The following is a 20,740-nucleotide window of genomic DNA, read 5'->3' on the forward strand; positions in this document are numbered from 1 at the left end:
ATATTTATCCCAATTTATTGTTCATTAGTCGTTCAAATTCGTTTAACTCCGGGTAAGATCCACGAGAGTATCGCCGCGCCGGACAGATAGCCCAGGGCATAGGCGGGGGGCATGACCATGCCGCTGCGGAAGGCGAGAATCAGGCTCAAGGCAAAGCCGACACCGGCGGCCACGATCTGCGCCGCCAGGCCGAGGCCTGCCCCAATGCGCAGCCGGCGGCAGGCGGAGAGGGCCGCCGCCGTCCCTTCGATCCGGCCGTTGGAGGCCAGCACCGCGGGAACCTCCCCATAGGAAACCGCTTCCACCCGGCTGAACGCCCGGCCGGCCACGGTGCCCAGCATCTCGACGTAATAGCCGTCTATATCCAGCACGTCGCAGATGAGGCTTTCGGTCACATTGGGGTCGCAGGTGCGCACCAGGAGAGTGATACCGGCCTTTTCCAAAGAATGCAGGGCCTCGGCGATCCCCTCGTCGGCCACGTAGCTGACCACGAACATGGCGGACAGCTCACCGGCGGCAGAGAGATAGACCAGCTGCCGGTTGTTTTTCGTATAGCGCATCTCGTAGTCCCGGGAGGGCACGTCCACCCCGTGATTTTCCAGCAGGCGGCGGTTGCCCACCAGCACCCGCCGGCCGCCCACCCAGCCGGCCAGGCCCATATCCTGCTCATAAACCAGGCTGTCCACGGCGGGAAGAATATCGGTCTTATCCTCGATGACCCGGCGGAAAACAGCGGCCAGAGGACCGCCCGCCTGGATCGAAATGGCGGCCGCGTCCAAAATCGCCTCGTCAATGCGGGTGCCGGAGAAGGTCTTGATGCCGTGGAGCAGCACGCTCTCGCTCGGGAACAGGTCGGCCGCGTCCACCACCACGGCGTGCAGGTGGCCGAACTCTTTGACCGCGTTCCAGCCGCTGACCATGCCGCCCCGGCTCAGGGCCTTTTTTCCGGCCCGCAGTAGGGGGAAGTTCATGGCGGTCATGGCGGCGGGGGTGGCCAGGCACAGGGCGGAGACAAACACGGTCAGGGCCATCCACCAGCCGTCGGGATGCAGCAAGCCGTACCCGACGCCCAGCAGGGCCGAAGCGGCGGCCAGCAGGGGGACAAATAGCTTCATCACCCGGTCGCCGCCGTCCTCCGCATAGGAATTTTCCAGAAAACGGGTCAGAAAGGGGGCGCCTTTAAAAAAGGCCACCTGGGGCTCCCCCAGGGCCACGGCGGCCCGGCCCACCTCCTCGGCGGTCTGCCGGTCCTCGATGCGGTGGGCGGCGAATTTTTCGCCGGGATAGGACACGAAGCGGAAGTTGGCACAGATGCGGCAGACACGGGCCTGCCGGCCCAGGGCGGCCAGCAGGAGGCTGAGGCCCGCCACGGGGGCCAGCAGCTCCAGCGTTCCGTCTGCCACGGCGGCGGGACGGATGAACTGCAGCAGGGTATGGACAAGGGCCGCAACGGCGGCCACGGCGGCCGCGCTGTCCCCGTCTGCCTGCATACGCGCCAGGGAGGCGAGACCGCCCCCCACCATCTGGTGATTGACCAGCATCATGAACAGCAGCATAAAGCCATGCAGGCCGATATAGAGATACGGATCCAGCGGCGGAGCGCCGGTGATATGCACCAGCAGGGACAGGGTGACCAGCACCGCCTCCAGGGAGAGGGTGAGGAACACGCTGATCCAGCCGGTGCGGCGGCGGTAATTCAGCTCGTTCTGCACGGCAGGGGTTTCCTCATACCGGCCGTAATCCTCCAGCTCCTCCTCCTCGTAAGTCACCGGCTCCTCGGCGGGGTCGTTGTCCTCTTCCTCGTCTCCGGCCAGCTTGAAATCCAGGCCATGCGTCTGCCGCTTCTTTTGAAATTCCTCGATTTTTTCCCGGCGGGTCTGCTCCAGCTGCTCCTCCAGGGTGGGGCCGTCGCTTTCCGCAGCCGAGGCGGGCGCCGGCCCCTCGGGAAGAACCGCGGCGGGTTCGGCGGGAGATTCGGCGGCGGGCGCCGGCGGCGGAGCCGGCGCTTCCGTCGGCGCGGAGACGGCCGGTTCCACGTAATCGTCCAGCTTCATCTGCCCTTCCATATCCTCGATGGGCGGGGCGGCCGCGTCTTTGGCGGGCTTTTTTGTCTTGGCCGGCGGCTCCTTTTGCGGCAGCTCGATGACCCGGGTGGCGCTGTCGGCCTTTTCGGGGGCGGACGGCGCGGCGGGCGACGGCTTGATCGGCTCGGCCGGGGCCGGCGGGACGGGGGCCGGCTTCTCCCGCCCTGCGGGAACCAGGGGGATCGGAACGGGAGGCAGTTCCTCCGTCCTCTCCACCGGCTGTTCGGGGGCGGCCAGCGCCTCCCATTCGTCCTCCCACTCCTGCTCCTTCTCCTTTTTTCTGGAAAAGAAAGAGAGAACCCGTTTTTTTCGGGGTTCCTCCTCCGGCTCTTCCCACGGCCCCGTCACGACGGGGGGAAGAGACTCCGGGGCCGGCCGCTCAGCGACGACGGCCGGGGCGGCGGGCGCCGCGGGCGCGGGTTCGGCCGGGCGGGATGGGGCGGGAACGTCCCGGCGCTGCTCCTTCAGCCGCCGGGCTTCCTCCAAAATATCGTCAATGTCATAGCGATCCATAGCCAACCTCCACTGTCTGTCCGGCAGCGGCCTATTTCGCCGCGAGCCCCTGCCTTTGCCTGGCCGCCTCATACAGCACGATGCCGCAGGCCACCGACGCGTTGAGCGATGTGATGTGTCCCCGCATGGGCAGGGATACGATGAAGTCACACTGTTCCTTCACCAGCCGGCTGATGCCCCGGCCCTCGGAGCCGACCACCACCGCCGCTGCGCCCTTCATGTCGACGGAACACCAGGTTTCGCCGTCCATGTCCAGTCCGTACACCCAGACGCCCCGCTTTTTCATCTCCCGCAAGGCATCGGTGATGTTGGACACCCGGGCCACCGGGACATATTCCACCGCACCGGCGGAAGCCTTGTACACCGCAGAGGTCAGGCCGGCGCTCCGCCGTTTGGGAATCACCACGCCGTGGACGCCCGCCGTCTCCGCCGTGCGGAGGATGGCCCCGAGATTGTGGGGATCCTCCAGCTCGTCGCAGACCACGAAAAAGGGCGGCTCCCCCTTGGCCTCGGCGGCGGCGAACAGCTCGTCGAGCGTCACCGTCTCCTTGCAGGCCGCCAGGGCCGCAATGCCCTGATGATTGGGGCCGCACAGGGCGTCCAGCTTGCGGGAATCCACCTCTTTGACCAGCAAGCCCTTGCGGCGGCACTGGGCCGCCAGGGCGCTGATACTGCCCGTCCGGTCGCCCTTGGCCAGCAGCACGCTGTCGATAGCGCGCCCCGCGCGCAGGGCCTCGGCCACGGCGTTGCGCCCCGCGATAATATCTTCCTGCGGCCGATCGGAAAAGGCCTCGTCCGCTGCCGGCGCGGGGCCGGTTTTTCTTTGTTCCATGCAGGGGATCCCCCATATCTATATAAGTATAGTTCAGTATACCACAATCTTCGACAAAATAAAAGACGGGAAACGCCCGAATACGCCCGGCTTTTTCTCCCCACGGTTGGTAATTTTCGGAATCATAAACCGGGAAAACCAGCGCAGAATAAATGCAGAACAAATGTTTGACAAAAACGAAAATATGTTCTATACTGAGAATACCATATCAGAGGAGGCCGGCATATGGATCTGATGGATAAGCTGCGCATTCTCACCGATTCCGCCAAATACGACGCGGCCTGTACCTCCAGCGGGTCCGACCGAGGCGGGCAGGCGGGGATGCTGGGCAGCGCGGTGGGGTTCGGCATTTGTCACAGCTTTGCGGCGGACGGGCGGTGCATCTCCCTGCTCAAGGTGCTGATGACCAACAGCTGTGTGTACGACTGCCAATACTGCGTCAACCGCTGCTCCAACGACGTGCCCCGCGCCGCCTTTACCCCGGAGGAGTTGGCGGGGCTGACCATCGAGTTTTACCGGCGCAATTACATCGAGGGGCTGTTTCTCAGCTCCGGAGTGCTGCGCAACCCCGATTACGCCATGGAGCAGATGTGCCGGGTACTGGAGCTGCTGCGGGGGCCCTACCGCTTCAATGGGTATATTCACGCCAAGGCCATCCCCGGCTGTTCACCCGAGCTGGTGGAGAAGCTGGGGCTGCTCTGCGACCGGATGAGCGTCAACATCGAGCTGCCCAGCGAGCGAAGCCTGAAGCAGCTGGCCCCCAACAAGAAAAAGGACGCGATCCTGGGGCCCATGTCCTCCATCCGCGACCGGCTGGCGCAGAACAAGCGGGAACTGGCCGTCTACCGCCACGCGCCGTCCTTTGCCCCGGCGGGGCAGAGCACCCAGATGATCATCGGCGCCACGCCGGACACGGATTATCAAATTCTGCGGCTGAGCGAGAGCCTATACAAAAAGTACACCCTCAAGCGGGTGTTTTACTCCGCTTATATCCCGGTGGGCACCAATGCGCTGCTGCCCCAGAACGTGCCGCCGCCCCTGCTGCGGGAGCACCGGCTGTACCAGACCGACTGGCTGCTGCGCTTCTACGGCTTCACGGTCAGCGAGCTGCTCGACGAAGAGCATCCCTCCCTCGACCCGCTGCTTGATCCCAAGTGCAACTGGGCTGTCAACCATCTGGAGCATTTCCCGGTGGAGGTCAACCGGGCGGATAAGGAAATGCTGCTGCGGGTGCCGGGTATCGGGGTGAAATCCGCTTTGAAAATTCTTACCGCCCGGCGGGCGGGCTCCCTCACCTTCGAGGGGCTCAAGAAGCTGGGGGTGGTGCTCAAGCGGGCGGTGTATTTCATCACCTGCAATGGAAAAATGATGCCGGGGGCCAAGTTCAGCCAATCCTTCATCTACCAGAACCTGACGGCCGACGTGCGCCTGAAACCGGGGGAACTGCCCCTCGGCCCCGCGCCGCAGCAGCTGTCCCTGTTTGACAACCCGGCGCTTCTGCCCGGACGGGAGGAGAGGATGGCATGTCTGACCGGTCAGCTGTAGCATATTTGTACGACGGCACCTTCGAGGGGCTGATGACCGCGGTGTTCGAGGCCTACGCCCACCGGCCCATGCCGGACGCTATCCGGGAAGCGGCGGGTTACCAGCCCCAATTCGGGGAACGGACGATGGACGTCGCCGTCGACGAAGCCAAAGCCGATCGGGTCATCGCGGGGATCCAAAAAGTCATGGGGCCGGACGCCTACGAGCGGGTTTGGACGGCCTTCCGATCCGAGCAGCGGGAACGGGGCCAGTGGATTTACGATTATGTTCGGCTGGGCATGGAGGCGGGCCGCCGCATCGATTTGATGCTGACCGACGACCGGGTGATTCGCCTGCACAAATGGAGCGGGTTGGTTTCCCTCGAAAGCGCCCGGTTCGTTCAGTTCGTCCGCTTTTCCCAGCGGGAGGGAGGCGTGTATTACGCGGGCATCGAGCCGGAATACGACGTGGTGGCGCTGATGATGCCCCATTTCGCCGACCGGCTGCGGACGCAGCCCTTCATTATCCACGACAAAAACCGGAATCTGTACGGGGTGTATGACACCAAGGAATGGTACATCACCTATGCCGACGAGGCGCACATCCCGGCCATCACGGACAAAGAAGCCGACTATCGGCGGCTTTGGAAGACGTTCTACGACACGGTGGCGATTCAGGAGCGCATCAACCCCCGCTGCCGGCGGCAGCATATGCCGAAAAAGTATTGGAAAAACATCACCGAGATGACCATGGGGACGACGGAGGAAACGGCTGCCGGAAAACGGGGCGCGCTTGCCGCAGAAAAGGCGGACGGGACGCTGCCGGCGCGCATAGAATAGCAAGGGGCCCCTCTACGATGGTGAGAGGAGGTTTCGCACATGGCTGCCGGCAAGTATCCCTCTTGTCTGCTCGGTTCCCGCGCGTGCAGGACGGGCTGGCTGAGGACGGTTATTTTCCTGCTGAGCGTCGCTTTGGCCCTCAATCTCGGGCTGCTGCTGGGCGTTCGGCTGTCCGCCGCCATACTGGACAGCGTCCCCGCTGCCGTCGCTCTGGCCGTCGTCTGGCTGGTTCTCCTGCTGATTGCCGCCGTCATCCAGCGGCGGGAAACCCGCTATCGGAACGGCTGACCGGCGTTTTGTTTCCCCGCCCGCCAAGCCGGCGGACGGGGTGGATCGCCGGATACATGCAGCGCCGCCGCAGTCGTGCGAAGCCTCCTCCCGCCTTCCCCAGCTTTAACCACAAAACCCCGCCGCGTGGATCTCACGAGGCGGGGTTCGCTTTATTTCAGCTCGGCGATGGTCACGCCGGTTTCGCCTTCGCCGTAGGAGCCCAGGCGGAACTCCTTCACCGACGGATGGCGGCGCAGATGCTGCTGAATGGCAGCGCGCAGGGCGCCCGTGCCCTTGCCGTGGATGATGGTCACCCGCTCCACCCCGGTCAGCACGGCGTTGTCGATGAAGCGATCCACCTCCAGCAGGGCCTCCTCCGTGGTCTGGCCGCGGAGATCCAATTCGGTGCTCACCGTCCGTTCCGCCCGGGAGGCCACGCCATGGCCGCGGGACGCGGCGGGCACGGCGCGCCCCTTGGTGGGGGACGGCGCTTTTTTGGCTTCCAGAAGACGAAGGTTGGACAGGGGAACGCGGGTGCGGATGATCCCGGCCTGCACCTCCACGTTGCCGCCGGCGTCGGCGGGGCCCAGGACGGTGGCTCGCTTGTCAATATCCACCAGCAGCACTTCGTCCCCAGCCCGCAGGGCTCGGGGCAGGGTATACCCATCCTCCCGTTTTCTGAACACCGGGTCGACGGCGCTTTCCACGGCGTTGAGCCGGGCGCGCAGCTGGCTTTTGGCATTTTGGGCCTGCAGGGCGAATTCCGCGGCGTTTTTCTGCTTGCGCAGGGTGTCCAGCTCGGCAATCAGCTGCTCCGCCTCGCTGCGGGCGCGATCCACGATGCCGCGGGCGTCGGAGCGGGCCCGGTCCATCTCACGCTCCCGCTGCTTATCCATCTCAGCCAGCCGCTGCTCCGCCTGCCGGGCGTCCTGCTCGGCGCGGGCGCGCAGTTCGCGGGCCTGCTGCAGCTCGCCTTCCAGCGCCTGCCGCCGCTCCTCCAGGTTGGACACCACGTCCTCCAGACGGCGGTTGTCGCTGGACACCAGCTCCCGCGCCCGGTCAACCAGGGTCTTGTCCATGCCCAGCCGCTCGGAAATGGCGAACGCGTTGGAGCGGCCCGGCACCCCCACCAGCAGGCGGTAGGTCGGCCGCAGGGTGGCCACATCGAACTCGCAGCTGCCGTTTTCCACCCCGTCGGTGTGGATGGCGTAGGCCTTCAGTTCGGCATAGTGGGTGGTGGAGGCGATGCGGGCGCCCTGCTGCCGCAGCCGCTCGAGGATGGCGATAGCCAGGGCCGCGCCCTCCACCGGGTCGGTGCCCGCGCCCAGCTCGTCCATCAGCACCAGGCTGCGGGGCCCCGCCTCTCCCAGGATGCGGATGAGGTTGGTCATGTGGGCGGAAAAGGTGGACAGGGACTGCTCGATGGACTGCTCGTCCCCGATATCAGCCAGCACCTCGGAGAAAACCGACAGGCTGCTGCCGTCGGAGACGGGGGGCATCAGGCCGCACATGGCCATGAGGGTGAGCAACCCCAGGGTTTTCAGGGTGACGGTCTTGCCGCCGGTGTTGGGGCCGGTGATGACCAGGGTGTCGAAGCCGCCCCCCAGCTCCACGTCGATGGGCACCACCTTGTCGGCGGCGATGAGAGGATGGCGGGCTTTGCGCAGCAGGATATGGCCGTCGTCGGTGATGCGGGGCATGACGGCCTTCATTTTATACCCCAGGCGGGCTTTGGCGAAAATCAGGTTCAGCTCCACCAGCACGCGGTAATCCGCGGCAATGGCGGAGGCAAAGCTCCCCACCTCGGCGGACAGGGCGGCCAGGATCCGCTCGATTTCGGCTTCCTCCCGGGAGGCCAGCACCTTCAGCTCGTTGTTGGCCTCCACCACGCCCATAGGCTCCACGAACACGGTGGCGCCGGAGGCGGAGGTGTCGTGCACCAGGCCGGGAACCTCGCCGCGGTGCTCCGCCTTGACCGGCACCACGAATCGGCCGCCCCGGATGGTGACGATGGGATCCTGCAGCAGCTTCTGATAGGCGGGGGAGCGCACCAGCTTGTCCAGTTGATCCCGCACCCGGGCGGAGGCCGCCCGCATTTTCCGACGGATGTCGTGTAACGCAGGGGAAGCGGCGTCGGCAATTTCTTCCTCCGACACCACGGTGGTGTTGATTTTTTCTTCCAGATATTTATTGGGCGCGAGGACGGAAAACCGATCGTCTAGGCAGGTTTCCACCCCGGCGCAGTGGGCTCTCCATTCCGCCAGGGAACGGATGACCCGCAGGGTTTCCGCGATGTCCAGAAATTCGCGCAGCGACAGGCTGGCGCCCGCCTCGGCGCGGCGCAGAGCGTTGGTCACGTTTTTGACCTGGCCGAAGGACGGCGAACCGAACTGGGCCATCAGACGATAGGCGGCGTCGGTTTCCTCCATCAGCCGCTGCACCTGGGACAGGTAGGGTACAGGGGTCAGCTCCCGTGCCAGGACCGCCGCGTCCGCGCAGGTGGTCTCCGCCGCCAGCAGCTCCAGGACCTTATCCAGCTCCAGGGATTGATGGTTGCGATTCATAAGTTCCTCCATGAAGGCCGAAAAATCCGGCCGTTACAGCAAAGTTCTATACAATAAGTATTTTTATGAGTCGATTATACAATATAGCTCCTTATTATGCCCCATTCGACAGGGAATGATAAAAATCCAGCGTGCGAAAGCCCCGCTGCAGCTGGGCGAGCAAAAACGCTTCGGCGGCGCGGGACAGCTCGGTCAGGCTGGCGTCCTGCATGGTAAAGGAGAAGGCCTTTTCAAGCTCCCGATACAATCCGTGCCGCATGGCGGCCAGGATATTGGGGGGCAGGGCTACGGCGCCGCCGGGGCGGGGGCAGGCGTCGCAGGTGAGGCTTCCCGCCGTCAGAGACAGCCACATGACGGGGCTGTCCGTCCCGCCGCAGGCCCGGCAGGCCGTCAGGTCAGGCATATACCCCGCCAGCGCCAGCAGACGCAGCTCGGTCACCGCTTTGATCAGCCGGGGATCCCGTTTGCCTGCACCCAGCAGGTGCAGGGCCGTCAGCAGCAGACGCAGGAACTCCTCTGCCGGCTCCTCCGACGGGGCCAGGACGCCAGCCAGCTCGCAAAAATACTGCGCCAGCGCCAGCTTCTCGATATCCGCCCGCAAATCGAAAAAAATGCGCAGCGGCTCCGCCTCGTCGATTATGTATTTTTCCCGCCCCTTGAAGAGGGTCAGGCGGGAATAGGACAGCAGCTGGGTGGCGGAGGCGTTCCGGTTTTTCATGTTCTGCGCGCCGCGGGCGGAGGCCCGCACCAGGCCCAGCTCCCGGGTCAGGGCGGTCACAAACCGATCGGCTTCACCGATATTGTTGTTTTCCCGGATGATCAGGGCGTCGGTGGTCAGCCGCATGGGGTCGGTTCTCCTTTCCCGCCGTCGACGCCAAGCCCTGCGGCTGCGCGCGGCTGGTCATATGCTGATAAATATCCACGCCCCGATAGCGCAGATAATCCTCGATTCGTCCGGTTCTGACAAACGCATCCCATAAATCTCCGTGCGGCATAAGCATCCATGGCCCCTTCCTATCGTTCGATAGGATTAGGATACGCGCGGGGACACGGCGCATCCCCGGAAACCGCTTACGGGATAAACTGGCAGGGCTACAGCCGATAGCCGAAGCTATTAAGAAGCCCCTGGCGGTTGCGCCAGTCCTCCTTGACCTTGACCCAGCACTGAAGATTGACCTTAACGCCGAACAGCGCCTCCATGTCCTGGCGGGCCAGGGTGGCGATTTCTTTGAGCATGGCGCCCTTTTTACCGATAACCATGCCCTTGTGGCTGTCTTTTTCGCAGTAAATGTAAGCGTCCACGTCGAGGATAGAGCCATTTTCGGTCTCCCGCTCGTTCATGTTCTCAATGACCACGGCGATACCGTGAGGGATTTCCTGCCGCAGGAGCAGCAGCATCTTTTCCCGCACCAGCTCGGAGGCGATGACCCGTTCGGGCTGATCGGACACCGCGTCGTCGGGGAAGAAGTGGGGGCTGTCGAAGGCAAAGGCGGACAGCTGCTCCACCACCTCGTCCACACCCTCCCCTGTCAGGGCGGACACGGGCAGGACGGCGGTGAAATCGTAGGCCTCCCGCCAGCGTTCGATGCAGTTGAGCAGAATCGCCTTGTCGGCCAGGGTGTCGATTTTGTTGATCACCAGCACGGCCGGGAGCTTCTGACGGCGGAACTGCTCCAGCAGCTCCCGCTCCACATCCCGGATTTCCCCCTTGGGTTCCACGACCAGCATGCCGGCGTCCACACCGGAAACCGCCTCGCCGATGGATTTCACCATGAAATCTCCCAGCCGGGTACGGGGCCGATGATTACCGGGGGTGTCCAAAAACACCAGCTGGGTTTCCTCCCGGGTGAGCACGCCCATGATGCGGGTGCGGGTGGTCTGCGGCTTGTCCGACACGATGGCCACCTTCCGGCCCACCATGGCGTTGAGCAGGGAAGATTTCCCCACATTGGGGCGGCCGACGATGGCCACAAAGGCGCTTTTTGTTTGTTCCGGCATACCGTTTCTCCATTTCTCGCCGGACAAGCCCGGCGGTCGCAAGCAGGCGCGGCCAGACGCCGCGCCGGAAACTTCTTTCATTTTTTTGGACGACGGCGGGTGCGCCCGCCGCAGATGACAAACCAGACGGCCAGCGGCAGGGACGCAGCCAGCAACGCGGGCTTCCAGGGACAACGCAGAAAATCGGCCTGCATGGCGGCGAACGCCTCCGGCCTCAGGAACAAGAACAGCCCCGCGGCAAGGGCACCGGCCGCGCACAGCAAAACGGCCCCCGCCGCCACATCCTTGGCGACGCGGGCCCGGGTGCGCCGCCGGGGAGAGGCCAGGTTGACGACCTGCTCCACAGCGGTATTGACGGCTTCGGCGGCCAGAACCAACGCGACGACCGCCAGCAGCGCGGCCCACTCTCCCCGTGACAGGGAAAAATAGGGCGCCAAAAGCAGCACATAGGCGGCCACCGCCATATGCACGCGAAAATTCCGTTCATGCCGGATACAAAACCAAACGCCCCGGCCGGCGAACATAAAGCCCCTCAAAAACCCTCTCATGCGCGAAAGCCTACCGTCCGCCGCCGAACATCACATAGCTCTCGCCCCGGGGAAGCCCCACGGACGCCATCACGGCCTCTTCCTTTTCCCGCATGCGCACCGCCTCCAGGCCGCCGTCCACATGATCGTAGCCCAGCAGATGCAGCACCGAATGCACGGTCAGGTAGCCGATTTCCCGCTGCAGGGAATGGCCGTACTGCTCCGCCTGCTCGATGGCGCGTTCCACCGACAGCACCACGTCGCCCAGCATGCTCGCGCCGGTTTCGGGGTTCTTGTCGTATTGGCCGTTTTCCCCCAGTGGGAAGGACAGCACGTCAGTCACCATATCGATGTTCCGCTGCTCCTTATTGATTTCCCGGATCTGCTGATTATCCACCAGCGAAATGTCCACCTCGGCGGAGCCCTGGAAATTCTCCAGCTCCAGAACCGCGTGGCAGCAGCGGCGCATCAGCAGGCGCACGCCGGTGGGGATTTTGACCGTTTTCTGCTTATTGACGATGACCACTTTGATTTTTTCCATAGCGCAATGCCGTCCTTTTATGATAAATTTACAGGCCTTCCGGCCTTTATTTCTTAAATGGTAGGTTTCCTTTCGCCCGGTACGTCTGGGCGGATTTTTCGTATTTCTCGTAGGCCTGGATGATACGCTGCACCAGCTGATGCCGCACTACATCCTTTTCGCTGAACTGGCAGATGGCGATGTCCTCCACGTTTTTGAGCACCTTTATCACTTCCCGCAGGCCGCTTTTCCGGCCGTCAGGCAGGTCGATTTGGGTCACGTCGCCGGTGACCACCATCTTAGAGTTGAAGCCCAGGCGGGTGAGGAACATTTTCATCTGCTCGGGCGTGGTGTTCTGCGCCTCGTCCAGAATAACGAAGGAGTCATCCAGGGTGCGCCCGCGCATATACGCCAAAGGCGCGATTTCGATATTGCCCCGCTCCACGTATTTTTGATAGGTCTCGGTGCCCAGCATGTCGAACAGAGCGTCGTACAGCGGGCGGAGATAGGGATCCACCTTGGACTGCAGGTCGCCGGGGAGGAAACCCAGCTTTTCCCCCGCCTCCACAGCGGGCCGGGTCAGGATGATGCGGTTGACCTCCTTGGCGCGGAAGGCGCTGACGGCCATGGCCACCGCCAGATAGGTCTTGCCGGTGCCGGCCGGGCCGACGCCCAGCACGATGGTGTTCTTTCGGATGGCGTCCACATATTTCTTCTGCCCGATGGTTTTGGGCTTGACGGGACGGCCCTTGGAGGTGATGCAGATGCTGTCGGAGGACAGCTTGGGAAGCTCCTCCTCGCTGCCCTCGTCCACCAGCATGAGGACATACCGGACGTTCTGCTCCCCCACCTGCTCGCCCCGGTTGATAAGCTGCAGCAAGCCCTGGATGGCGCGCACCGCTTTCGCGACGGCCTCAGGTTCCCCGCTGACCTTGATGTCGGTGCCGCGGGTGAGGATGTCCACGGCGTAATGCCGCTCAATCAGCCGAATGTTTTCATCGAAGCTGCCGAAAAGGGAAACCGCCTGTTCCATGCGGTCCACATTGATACTTTGTTCAAACATGCGGGGGTTGTTTCCTTTCCTGATGAACGGGCGGTAAGGCTGCCGACCGGCTTCCGCCCGGTTCTCATAACAAAATATATTATATCAATAATATTTTCCTTTGTCATTTACTATAATCTACAAAATTTTGGCGGTATATTTCTCATAATCAAGAAAATCCCCTATATACCTATTTATTGTTTATAAACATTTCACAATTTCTTTACCATGCTGACATAATAAAGCCTCTCCAGAAAATCCGGAGAGGCTTTTCCCATTATTTGCTTTCGGTGAGGATGGCTTCCTCAAAGCCGATGTCCTCCACGCAGGCATAGCGGGCCGTGAGCACGTATTGTCCGTCCCGCACCGTCCCCTGCAGCTGCCTTTCCCGGATATCCGCACCGGTCAGATCGCTGCGCTCCTTTTCCTCCAGCAGCTGCCGGGCCAGGGCGGCGGCCTCCTCCTCGGTTCGGTTGATTTCGGTGGGGACCAAACGATGATAGTATTGGTTGACAATGCCCAATGGAAGCTGCAGGCCCTTGGCCGTCAAAAAATGCGGTTTCTCCACCAGCTGGAATTCCCCCTCCAGCGGGCCGTCGGTATACAGGGGGATGCCGAATTGAAACAGATGGAAGGTGGGCCGCAGAATCCTATAGCCGTCTGGCAGTAGCTTGGTCTCCTTCAAAGGAACGCTGACTTCCAGAGACCGGCTGGTTTCCGCAAAGATTTTGGCGTTGGATTTCCGCATGACCGGGCCGACGGAGGTATCCACCACGCCGCTGACCAGCAGCATCCCCCGCACCACTGCATCCCCTTCCTTGACCGCGGCCTGGCCGCCATACACCTCCATGCGCACGATCCGGCCGTCCCGCGATGCCTTGATGTTGGAGGGGGCGCTTTTGTCAATGACGGCGGGCGGCGGCTGTCGCTCGGCCACCTCGATATGGGCGATGGCGCCCTCCGGGTTGACGGTCAGCCAGACGAGATCCGGCAGCTTCTGCAGGGCCTCAATCTGGAGGGCCTGGATGTCCAGATCCTTCATCCGCCCGCCCTTATGCACCCCCAGCTCCTCCATAACGGAAAGAATGTCGGCCTCCGACACCTTCCGGTTGCCGCTGACCTGCATCACCCAAATCTGCTGGGACAAGATTTGCAGCAGCACCACATAAGTGGCCAGCCCTGCCACCAGGCCGGCGCGGGCCCGGTAGCGGTGCAGGAAAAAGGGGACGCCGTGGCGTCTGACCACATGCAGGCGCACCCCCGCCTTCCGGGCGATGGGGCGCAGCTTTTTGTATTTGCGGGCAAAACAGCGGGCCGTCAGCACGACGCCCCGCCTCCCGGTATCCCATAAGGGGATGCCGCCCCGGGCCGCCAGGTTCAGCAGCCGTTCGGGGAACCCGCCCTCCGCCTCGAACTCCACCCAGCCGAGCAGCCAGCGGAGGAACCGGATGATAAACATCGGACAACCATTCCTTTCCCGCGCGGGGATGACCCCGCCCCAATCGCCGCCGCGCCAGGCCGGCCTGGCGCGGCCGTTTTCGCTTCTGCCGGCTTTCAGGAAACGAATTCCACCGACAGAATAAAGCCAGTGACCACCGCGCTGTCCTCCGTCAGGCAGGACAGGCCCAAATCCCGCCCCATAAACCGCACGATGCCGCTGCCGGTGTTCAGGCGGATAACCCCTTCCTCATACTCCAGAATCCCCCGGCAGCTCTCCACCACCGCCCGGCGGTTGCCGGTCATTTCGATGCGCGCCTCGCCCGACAAGGTGCCGCCGGGCAGCTCGAGCACCGTTTCCACCCGGTGGGCCAGCGGCGGCTGCCGCCTGCGTTTTTTTGATTTGACCACGCTACCACCCATTCCTTCTTATCCCGCGGATGCTGTCAGCAGCCCCGCCTCCGCGCTTCGCCTACCGCATTTTATGCAGCCGAAATTGGAATAATGCGGCCGGACAAACATATGCATAGAATACAGGCTGTCCATCGGCGGACCTATCACGACAAAGGACGTGAGACGCATGTTTATCAAAACCATACATAAATCAGGCATCCAGACCTTCGGGCTGCTGCTGGTCATCGCGGGGGCCGGGGCGGCCCTTCTGGCCTGGCCGGGGGCGGTGGCCACCGGCGTCAGCCGCGGGCTGTCCATCTGCTCCTCGGTCATCATCCCCTCCCTGTTCCCCTTTCTGGTGCTGGCCGGCTTTCTGGTCCGCTCGGGTGTCAGCCAATCCCTGGGGCGGCGGCTGGAAAAACCCACCCGCAAGCTGTTCGGCCTGCCGGGCTGCTGCGCGGCGGGGATCCTGGTGGGCTTTATCGGCGGATATCCAGCGGGCGGGGTGGCAGTGGGCCAGCTGGTCAGCCAGGGGGACATCACCCCCCGGCAGGGGCGGCGGATGCTGCGCTTCTGCGTCAATGCCGGGCCAGCCTTCGTCATTTCCGCCGTGGGGGCGGGCATGCTGGGCAGCGTGCGGTACGGGGCGGTGCTGTTTGCCGCCCACATCGCCGCTTCTCTGCTGATGGGTATCGGGCAGCGGGTGTGGATGGGCCGGCATCCGGTGGTGGATCGGGTACCCATGGAGGCCCGGCGGCCGGCCCCCCGTCTGCCGGTTTCGGCAGCGTTTGTGGAATCGGTCAACGCCGCCTGCCGCTCGCTGCTGTACATGTGCGGCTTCGTGGTGCTGTTTGCCGCCCTGCTCTCCCTGTCCGACGCCAGCGGCCTGGCGGGCTTCTTTCAGTATGTGATCACCCGACCGCTGATATGGGCGGGGGCGGACACCGCGGAAATCCCCAATCTGCTGGCCGGCATTCTGGAGGTGAGCTGCGGCTGCGTGGAGGCCGCCGGATCCGGCGCGGCCGCGCCCTTTCTGCTGGGCTTTATTATGGGTTGGGGCGGCCTGTCCGTTCATTGCCAGCTGGCCGCCACCCTGCACGAGCACAAGCTGCTCGATCGGAACTTCTTCATCTCCCGGCTGCTTCACGGCCTGCTGGCAGGCGGGCTGTCCCTGCTGCTGTTCCGGTTCGTCCCCCTGCCGCTGGATGTGTTCAACCCCATGCAGGACGCGCGCATCACCCCCTTCACCACCTCGGCGGCCGCGTCGGTGGCCCTGCTGCTGATGTGCGCCATGCTGCTGCTGACTGGAAAAGGGCCGGCCAGGCTTGGCAGGAAGGGGTAAAGTGTGCTATACTGGCGAAAGAGAACGGAGGGAGTTCATGCGACAGAAGCTTTACGGCAACAATATCCAGCCCGCCTGCGAGCTGTGCGCCAACGGGCGCCGTTCCCTGGACGGCAAGGCGGTGCTGTGCACCAAAAAGGGGGTCATGCCCCTGTATCATCACTGCCGTCGGTTTGCCTACGATCCGCTCAAACGGGTCCCCTTCCGGCAGCCGGCGCTGACCCGGCACGAGGAAGAGGAATTTCGCATTTAGATCTTGACAGTTCTCCGAACGCTGTGCTATAATACAACACGCGTTCGGAAAAGCGCGGCTTTAGCTCATCTGGTAGAGCGCCACCTTGCCAAGGTGGAGGTAGCGAGTTCGAGCCTCGTAAGCCGCTCCAAAGGAAAAGGACAGGCCATATGGCCTGTCCTTTTTTGTCGCCATCATCCGCCCGACTTCGACAGCCGCTTTTGCCGTTTTGACCGAAACCGAACCGCCCGGCCCCGCCCGAACTTGGCATTGTATCCGGTTTTAGGCGGCGGGGCTTGTCTTTCCCCCCTTTCCGGTGTATACTGGAAGTATTATGAAAGTACGCTTATATTCGGGTTTTACGCCCTTTTGCGGCGCTTTTCATGGGTGGCGGGTTGCGGCTTAGACCCGCCTGAATAACTTGGGGGTGTAACCTTGGCAAGCGACCTACATTGTCATACCAAAATTTCGGACGGATCCATGGGGATAGAAGAGCTGATCGCCGTCGCGAAACGCAGAGGCCTGTCGGCTATTTCCGTCACGGATCACGATACCACCGCCGCAGCTACCCGCGCGGTCGTCATCGGCCGCCGGCAGGAGCTGACCGTCATTCACGGCGTGGAGTTCTCCACCTTCGATACGCAGCGGGGCCGGAAAGCCCATATCCTGTGCTATCTTTGTGACACGCCCGATCGTCTGGAAGGCATGTGCCGCCGCACCAACGACAGCCGCAAGAAAGCGGCGATGGCCATGGTGCGCAAGGTCATGCGGTATTATCCCATCACCCCCGATCTCATCGTCAAGTGCGCCACCGGCAGCACCAACATCTATAAGCAGCACATCATGCACGCCCTGATGGACGCCGGCTATGCCGACTCCATTTATGGGGAGCTGTACGATAAGCTGTTCGCCCCCGGTCAGGGTTCCGCCCTGGTGGAGGCGGAGTATCCCGACACACGGGAAATTATGGATCTCATCCATAGTGCCGGCGGCATCGCGGTGCTGGCCCATCCCGGCGTGTATGACAGCTACGACCTGATGCAGGAGCTGGTGGAATCCGGGCTGGACGGCGTGGAGGTGTGGCATCCCAGCCATAGCGAAACCGAGACCGCCGAGCTGCTGGCCTTCACCCGCCTGCACGGCCTGCTGTCCACCGGCGGATCCGATTTTCATGGCATGTACACCCGCACGGCCCGTCCGCTGGGCAGCACGTCGGTTTCCGACGAAATCGTCCAATCTCTGCTGACTTATAAGGATAAGCGGCGGCGGCGCAACGCATAATAGAGCGAAAGGGCGGCACGATATGGCATTCACCTATACGCCCCGGGGCGTCTGCTCCCGGAAAATTACCTTTGATATCGAGGACGGGTTGCTGAAAAACGTCCGGTTTCAGGGCGGCTGCCACGGCAACAGCCAGGGGGTGGCGGCGCTGGCGGAGGGAATGCCCGCCGAGGAAGCGGTCCGCCGCCTGTCCGGCATCCGCTGCGGCCTCAAATCCACCTCCTGCCCGGATCAGCTGGCCAGGGCCGTCCAGGAGGCCTTAGAGCAACAATAAACCCCAAGCGTGCCCGCCGCGACGCGGGCGCCCGAAGGATGTGACTGCACGATGGGTTTGGAAGACGATCGCGATATGAAAATAGCCGGGGACGATTTTGAACCGGTGAACGAGGCCGGCGCCGATGTCGGCCATGAGGCGCAGCTGCTCGAGCAGGAAAAGGAAAACGGCAATCTCAGCCGCGCCAGACGGCTGGGCGCCATCCTGGCGGACGAGGTGTCTGCCGTGGAGGGGGACAGCCGTACCGACGACAGCGCTCTGCTCACCCAGCGGCGCATCCTGCTGTCCTTTGCCGTAGAGGTGGGGCTGGACGCCCTGCTTCCCAACAGCCTGACGGCGCAGACCGCCCAGGATATCTTTTACAATTCCCTGCGGGTCACGGCCCCCCGGTTTTACGACGACCTGCAGGCCTCCGGCGCCTTCTCCTTCTATTATCTGTGCGTGCGCGACGGCAGGCAGGTGGAGGAAAAGGTGGGGGAAACCTTCGCATCCCTCTGCGGCAAGAAGGATGACCCCGCCTACGCCCGTATGGGGCAGGAGTTGTTCCGTCGGTTCTCCGGCCAGGTGCGAAATTTCGTGGACACGCTGGAGTTTGTACGCGTATAAGAAAAATAGGGCGCGTTGCAAAATCGAAGATTTTGCAACGCGCCTTTAAAAAACGCGGGCGCATGAATCGTGGCCCGCATTTCGCGTCTGTAGACGCGAAACCGGGCGTTCATTTATGCGTTGTGCAGCATTTTGGTTTTCCGCCATTATTTTACATGAACGTCCATCTGCGGGAACGGGATAGAGATCCCCTTGTCGTCGAAGGTCAGCTTGACCTGCTGCAGCAAATCGTACTGCAAGTTCCAGTAATCGGCGTTGGCGCACCAGAACCGCGCCAGCAGTACAATGGCGGAATCCGCCTGTTCCTTGACCCGCACTATCGGCTCCTCCGGCTCCCGCAGCACCTGGGGATGCGTGTCCAGCAGCTGCTGCAGCGCCGCCATGGCCTCCAGAAGATTGTCCTCATAGCTGATGGTAAAGGTCAAATCTTGCCGCCGGGTCTCGTAGGTGGAATAGTTGGTGATGGTGGCGGTCATCATTTTGGTGTTGGGAATGGCCACCCGCATGTTGCCGGGCGTGTCCAGATAGGTGTGCATCATTTCGATTTCCCTGATGACACCGGAATCGCCCTCCACCTCGATGAAATCCCCCGCCTTGAAGGGCTTGGTGAACAGCAGCACCACGCCGGAGGCCAGGTTGGCTAGGTTGTCCTTGATGGCCAGGGCCACCGCCGCGCCGATGGCGGCCAGCAGGGTCAGCAGGCTGGTCACCGGCACCCCGACGGTGTCCAGCACCATCATCAGCACCAGCGCCCAGATGGAAATCTTGACCACCCGCAAAATGTATTTCACCGCCACCGCGTCCAGACGGGTCCGGTTCAGCACCGATTTGATCGGCTTGGGGACGACCTTTGTGGCCAGGAGCCCCACCAGCAGGATCACCGCGGCGACTAACAGCTGCGGCAGAAACCCAATCAGCCTCTTCAAAAATTCGTTCCACGCCGTATTTAAATCTTCCAAGTTCCAGCCTCCTTCCAACACGTCCTCTATTGTAGAAACAATTCGAAGGTTTGTCAACATGAAAGGAGCCTCCTCGATGACCCAAAATCTGCCGGACGGTTTTCTCCGACGCATGCATACGTTGCTGGGCGGCGATTTCGACATCCTGTTCGAGGGGTACGACCGGTCCCTGCGGCGGGGCATCCGGGTCAATACGCTGAAATACACGGCGCGGGATCTCGCCGCGTGGTTTCCCCTTCCCCTGTCCCCCGTGCCCTTCGCACGGGATGGCTTCGCCTTCGAAGGAGCCTTCCGGGCGGGGGCCGATCCCCTCCACCACGCGGGCGCCTATTATATGCAGGAGGCGTCGGCCATGTCGGCGGTGACCGTCCTGTCCCCCCTGCCCGGAGAGCGGATCCTGGACCTGTGCGCTGCCCCCGGCGGAAAATCCACCCAGATCGCCGCCTGCCTCCAGGGGCAGGGCCTGCTGTGGAGCAACGAGTATGGGCGCTCCCGGGCCCAGATCCTGCTGCAGAACCTGGAACGCTGCGGGGTGGCCAACGCGGTGGTGTCCAGTGCGGACGCCGGCACGATCGGCGGCGGGCTGCCCCGCTTCTTCGACGGGGTGCTGGTGGACGCCCCCTGCTCGGGCGAAGGCATGTTCCGCAAGGAGCCGGAGGCCCTCGCCCAGTGGAGCGAGGACAATATCCGCCTATGCGCCGCCCGGCAGCGGGAGATTCTCCACGCGGCGGCGGAGACGGTGCGCCCCGGCGGCCGCCTTATCTATTCCACCTGTACCTTTGCCCCGGAGGAAAACGAGTGTATGGCCGCCTGGTTTGTGCGGACGCATCCGGATTTTTGCCTGGAGGAAACCGGCGCGGGCTTCGGCATGCCGGGCCTGCCCTGGGAACGGGTGGCCCCCTTCACGCCGGAAACGGACGGCGCGGGTGTCCCTCTGGAACGCTGCCGCCGGATTTTCCCCGCTCACGGCGGAGAGGGCCACTTTGTCGCCAAATTCCGTCGGATGGAAGCCGGCGCCTACAGCCTTCCCCGGCCCTATCTGTATGCAAAACCTGATACAAATAGTATCGCAGCGGCAGAATTATACAAAGAGTGCTTTTTTTCGACACCAACCGGCGCATTCGTCTGCTTCGGCGACCAGGTGCGACTGCTGCCGGAGGGACTGCCGGAGCTGAAGGGCCTGGGCGTCCTGCAGGCGGGCGCGGCGGCGGCGATCGTCTGCAAGAACCGGGTGGAGCCTTGTCACGGGCTGTTCATGGCGATGAAACCGGCGGACTGCCGCCGCTGCATCTGTCTGGAACCGGCGGATCCCCGGCTGACGGCCTTCCTGCGGGGAGAGGAAATCGAAGCGCCGGGAGAACCCGGCTGGACGGCCGTGGCGGCGGACGGCGTGGTGACGGGCTTCGGCAAGCGGACGGGCGGCCGGCTGAAAAACCGCTATCCCAAGGGCCTGCGCCTGCGGACATAGATTAGGGACAAAAAGGGCGCGAGGATAGCTCCTCG

Annotated in this window: 20 protein-coding genes and 1 tRNA gene; 10 read left to right on the top strand and 11 right to left on the bottom strand. The window is 63.1% G+C overall.

The window, feature by feature from the left end; all coding sequences use genetic code 11:
- Window positions 1–32 precede the first annotated feature (32 nt).
- On the bottom strand, window positions 33–2,597 hold the full coding sequence (locus ACSAMM_RS10420) for a hypothetical protein (RefSeq protein ID WP_457791289.1): 2,565 nt from the start codon (window positions 2,595–2,597) through the stop codon (window positions 33–35).
- 31 nt (window positions 2,598–2,628) lie between these two features.
- Entirely contained in the window at window positions 2,629–3,429 is an 801-nt protein-coding gene (rlmB, locus tag ACSAMM_RS10425) for a 23S rRNA (guanosine(2251)-2'-O)-methyltransferase RlmB (RefSeq protein ID WP_457791290.1), read from the bottom strand.
- A gap of 225 nt (window positions 3,430–3,654) precedes the next feature.
- Between rlmB and ACSAMM_RS10430 the strand changes: the two genes are divergently transcribed.
- Genes ACSAMM_RS10430 through ACSAMM_RS10440 form a run of 3 tightly spaced genes read left to right on the top strand, consistent with a single transcriptional unit; the run spans window position 3,655 to window position 6,080 of the window.
- Window positions 3,655–4,974, top strand: a complete 1,320-nt coding sequence (locus tag ACSAMM_RS10430) for a putative DNA modification/repair radical SAM protein (RefSeq protein ID WP_178722467.1) — start codon at window positions 3,655–3,657, stop codon at window positions 4,972–4,974.
- Complete coding sequence (locus tag ACSAMM_RS10435) at window positions 4,953–5,792, top strand: TIGR03915 family putative DNA repair protein (RefSeq protein ID WP_457791291.1); 840 nt, start codon at window positions 4,953–4,955, stop codon at window positions 5,790–5,792. Before ACSAMM_RS10430 ends, ACSAMM_RS10435 begins: the two co-directional genes overlap by 22 nt.
- Window positions 5,793–5,831: 39 nt before the next feature.
- Window positions 5,832–6,080 carry a hypothetical protein gene (locus tag ACSAMM_RS10440; protein ID WP_178722471.1) on the top strand — a complete coding sequence of 83 codons (249 nt, stop codon included), beginning with the start codon at window positions 5,832–5,834 and terminating at the stop codon, window positions 6,078–6,080.
- 152 nt (window positions 6,081–6,232) lie between these two features.
- Here the strand turns inward: ACSAMM_RS10440 and ACSAMM_RS10445 are convergent, their stop codons facing one another.
- The 8 genes from ACSAMM_RS10445 to ACSAMM_RS10480 form a co-directional block, all read right to left on the bottom strand.
- Entirely contained in the window at window positions 6,233–8,626 is a 2,394-nt protein-coding gene (locus ACSAMM_RS10445; RefSeq protein WP_457791292.1) for an endonuclease MutS2, read from the bottom strand.
- A 94-nt stretch (window positions 8,627–8,720) separates the two neighbouring features.
- Window positions 8,721–9,470, bottom strand: a complete 750-nt coding sequence (recO, locus tag ACSAMM_RS10450) for a DNA repair protein RecO (protein ID WP_457791293.1) — start codon at window positions 9,468–9,470, stop codon at window positions 8,721–8,723.
- Window positions 9,471–9,718: 248 nt separating this feature from the next.
- A complete protein-coding gene (gene era, locus ACSAMM_RS10455) occupies window positions 9,719–10,624 on the bottom strand; it encodes a GTPase Era (protein ID WP_178722476.1) in 906 nt (301 codons plus the stop codon).
- Between the two features lie 77 nt (window positions 10,625–10,701).
- Complete coding sequence (locus ACSAMM_RS10460) at window positions 10,702–11,172, bottom strand: diacylglycerol kinase family protein (RefSeq protein ID WP_457791294.1); 471 nt, start codon at window positions 11,170–11,172, stop codon at window positions 10,702–10,704.
- 10 nt (window positions 11,173–11,182) lie between these two features.
- Complete coding sequence (gene ybeY, locus ACSAMM_RS10465) at window positions 11,183–11,692, bottom strand: rRNA maturation RNase YbeY (RefSeq protein WP_178722480.1); 510 nt, start codon at window positions 11,690–11,692, stop codon at window positions 11,183–11,185.
- Window positions 11,693–11,738: 46 nt separating this feature from the next.
- The gene (locus ACSAMM_RS10470) at window positions 11,739–12,734 is read right to left on the bottom strand and encodes a PhoH family protein (protein ID WP_178722481.1); all 996 of its coding nucleotides are present in this window, start codon (window positions 12,732–12,734) and stop codon (window positions 11,739–11,741) included.
- Between the two features lie 256 nt (window positions 12,735–12,990).
- Window positions 12,991–14,172 carry a sporulation protein YqfD gene (locus ACSAMM_RS10475; protein ID WP_178722483.1) on the bottom strand — a complete coding sequence of 394 codons (1,182 nt, stop codon included), beginning with the start codon at window positions 14,170–14,172 and terminating at the stop codon, window positions 12,991–12,993.
- 95 nt (window positions 14,173–14,267) lie between these two features.
- On the bottom strand, window positions 14,268–14,561 hold the full coding sequence (locus ACSAMM_RS10480; RefSeq protein ID WP_457791295.1) for a YabP/YqfC family sporulation protein: 294 nt from the start codon (window positions 14,559–14,561) through the stop codon (window positions 14,268–14,270).
- Window positions 14,562–14,730: 169 nt separating this feature from the next.
- Between ACSAMM_RS10480 and ACSAMM_RS10485 the strand changes: the two genes are divergently transcribed.
- The 6 genes from ACSAMM_RS10485 (at window position 14,731) to ACSAMM_RS10510 (ending at window position 18,278) form a co-directional block, all read left to right on the top strand.
- On the top strand, window positions 14,731–15,885 hold the full coding sequence (locus ACSAMM_RS10485; protein ID WP_178723885.1) for a hypothetical protein: 1,155 nt from the start codon (window positions 14,731–14,733) through the stop codon (window positions 15,883–15,885).
- 37 nt (window positions 15,886–15,922) lie between these two features.
- Window positions 15,923–16,138: a hypothetical protein gene (locus tag ACSAMM_RS10490; protein ID WP_178723887.1), complete on the top strand. Its 216-nt coding sequence runs from the start codon at window positions 15,923–15,925 to the stop codon at window positions 16,136–16,138.
- Window positions 16,139–16,192: 54 nt separating this feature from the next.
- Window positions 16,193–16,268, top strand: a tRNA-Gly gene (locus tag ACSAMM_RS10495).
- A 284-nt stretch (window positions 16,269–16,552) separates the two neighbouring features.
- Window positions 16,553–17,398 (top strand): PHP domain-containing protein, encoded by an 846-nt coding sequence (locus tag ACSAMM_RS10500; protein WP_178723889.1) that lies wholly within the window; start codon window positions 16,553–16,555, stop codon window positions 17,396–17,398.
- Window positions 17,399–17,420: 22 nt separating this feature from the next.
- On the top strand, window positions 17,421–17,672 hold the full coding sequence (locus tag ACSAMM_RS10505) for a TIGR03905 family TSCPD domain-containing protein (protein ID WP_178723892.1): 252 nt from the start codon (window positions 17,421–17,423) through the stop codon (window positions 17,670–17,672).
- Window positions 17,673–17,723: 51 nt separating this feature from the next.
- Window positions 17,724–18,278 (top strand): hypothetical protein, encoded by a 555-nt coding sequence (locus ACSAMM_RS10510; protein ID WP_178723894.1) that lies wholly within the window; start codon window positions 17,724–17,726, stop codon window positions 18,276–18,278.
- 146 nt (window positions 18,279–18,424) lie between these two features.
- Here ACSAMM_RS10510 and ACSAMM_RS10515 read toward each other — a convergent pair whose 3' ends face one another.
- On the bottom strand, window positions 18,425–19,237 hold the full coding sequence (locus ACSAMM_RS10515; RefSeq protein ID WP_178723911.1) for a mechanosensitive ion channel domain-containing protein: 813 nt from the start codon (window positions 19,235–19,237) through the stop codon (window positions 18,425–18,427).
- A gap of 76 nt (window positions 19,238–19,313) precedes the next feature.
- On the opposite strand from ACSAMM_RS10515, the gene ACSAMM_RS10520 reads away from it, so the two are divergent.
- Window positions 19,314–20,705: an RsmB/NOP family class I SAM-dependent RNA methyltransferase gene (locus ACSAMM_RS10520; protein ID WP_457791296.1), complete on the top strand. Its 1,392-nt coding sequence runs from the start codon at window positions 19,314–19,316 to the stop codon at window positions 20,703–20,705.
- Window positions 20,706–20,740 lie beyond the last annotated feature (35 nt).

It is taken from the genome of Anaeromassilibacillus sp. SJQ-5 (genome assembly GCF_054108045.1).

Excerpts from the sequence above, each read along its gene's own strand:
- ACSAMM_RS10420 (WP_457791289.1), bottom strand. The coding sequence starts at position 2,597 with ATGGATCGCTATGACATTGACGATATTTTGGAGGAAGCCCGGCGGCTG.
- rlmB (WP_457791290.1), bottom strand. The coding sequence starts at position 3,429 with ATGGAACAAAGAAAAACCGGCCCCGCGCCGGCAGCGGACGAGGCCTTT.
- ACSAMM_RS10430 (WP_178722467.1), top strand. The coding sequence starts at position 3,655 with ATGGATCTGATGGATAAGCTGCGCATTCTCACCGATTCCGCCAAATAC.
- ACSAMM_RS10435 (WP_457791291.1), top strand. The coding sequence starts at position 4,953 with ATGTCTGACCGGTCAGCTGTAGCATATTTGTACGACGGCACCTTCGAG.
- ACSAMM_RS10440 (WP_178722471.1), top strand. The coding sequence starts at position 5,832 with ATGGCTGCCGGCAAGTATCCCTCTTGTCTGCTCGGTTCCCGCGCGTGC.
- ACSAMM_RS10445 (WP_457791292.1), bottom strand. The coding sequence starts at position 8,626 with ATGAATCGCAACCATCAATCCCTGGAGCTGGATAAGGTCCTGGAGCTG.
- recO (WP_457791293.1), bottom strand. The coding sequence starts at position 9,470 with ATGCGGCTGACCACCGACGCCCTGATCATCCGGGAAAACAACAATATC.
- era (WP_178722476.1), bottom strand. The coding sequence starts at position 10,624 with ATGCCGGAACAAACAAAAAGCGCCTTTGTGGCCATCGTCGGCCGCCCC.
- ACSAMM_RS10460 (WP_457791294.1), bottom strand. The coding sequence starts at position 11,172 with ATGAGAGGGTTTTTGAGGGGCTTTATGTTCGCCGGCCGGGGCGTTTGG.
- ybeY (WP_178722480.1), bottom strand. The coding sequence starts at position 11,692 with ATGGAAAAAATCAAAGTGGTCATCGTCAATAAGCAGAAAACGGTCAAA.
- ACSAMM_RS10470 (WP_178722481.1), bottom strand. The coding sequence starts at position 12,734 with ATGTTTGAACAAAGTATCAATGTGGACCGCATGGAACAGGCGGTTTCC.
- ACSAMM_RS10475 (WP_178722483.1), bottom strand. The coding sequence starts at position 14,172 with ATGTTTATCATCCGGTTCCTCCGCTGGCTGCTCGGCTGGGTGGAGTTC.
- ACSAMM_RS10485 (WP_178723885.1), top strand. The coding sequence starts at position 14,731 with ATGTTTATCAAAACCATACATAAATCAGGCATCCAGACCTTCGGGCTG.
- ACSAMM_RS10490 (WP_178723887.1), top strand. The coding sequence starts at position 15,923 with ATGCGACAGAAGCTTTACGGCAACAATATCCAGCCCGCCTGCGAGCTG.
- ACSAMM_RS10505 (WP_178723892.1), top strand. The coding sequence starts at position 17,421 with ATGGCATTCACCTATACGCCCCGGGGCGTCTGCTCCCGGAAAATTACC.
- ACSAMM_RS10510 (WP_178723894.1), top strand. The coding sequence starts at position 17,724 with ATGGGTTTGGAAGACGATCGCGATATGAAAATAGCCGGGGACGATTTT.
- ACSAMM_RS10520 (WP_457791296.1), top strand. The coding sequence starts at position 19,314 with ATGACCCAAAATCTGCCGGACGGTTTTCTCCGACGCATGCATACGTTG.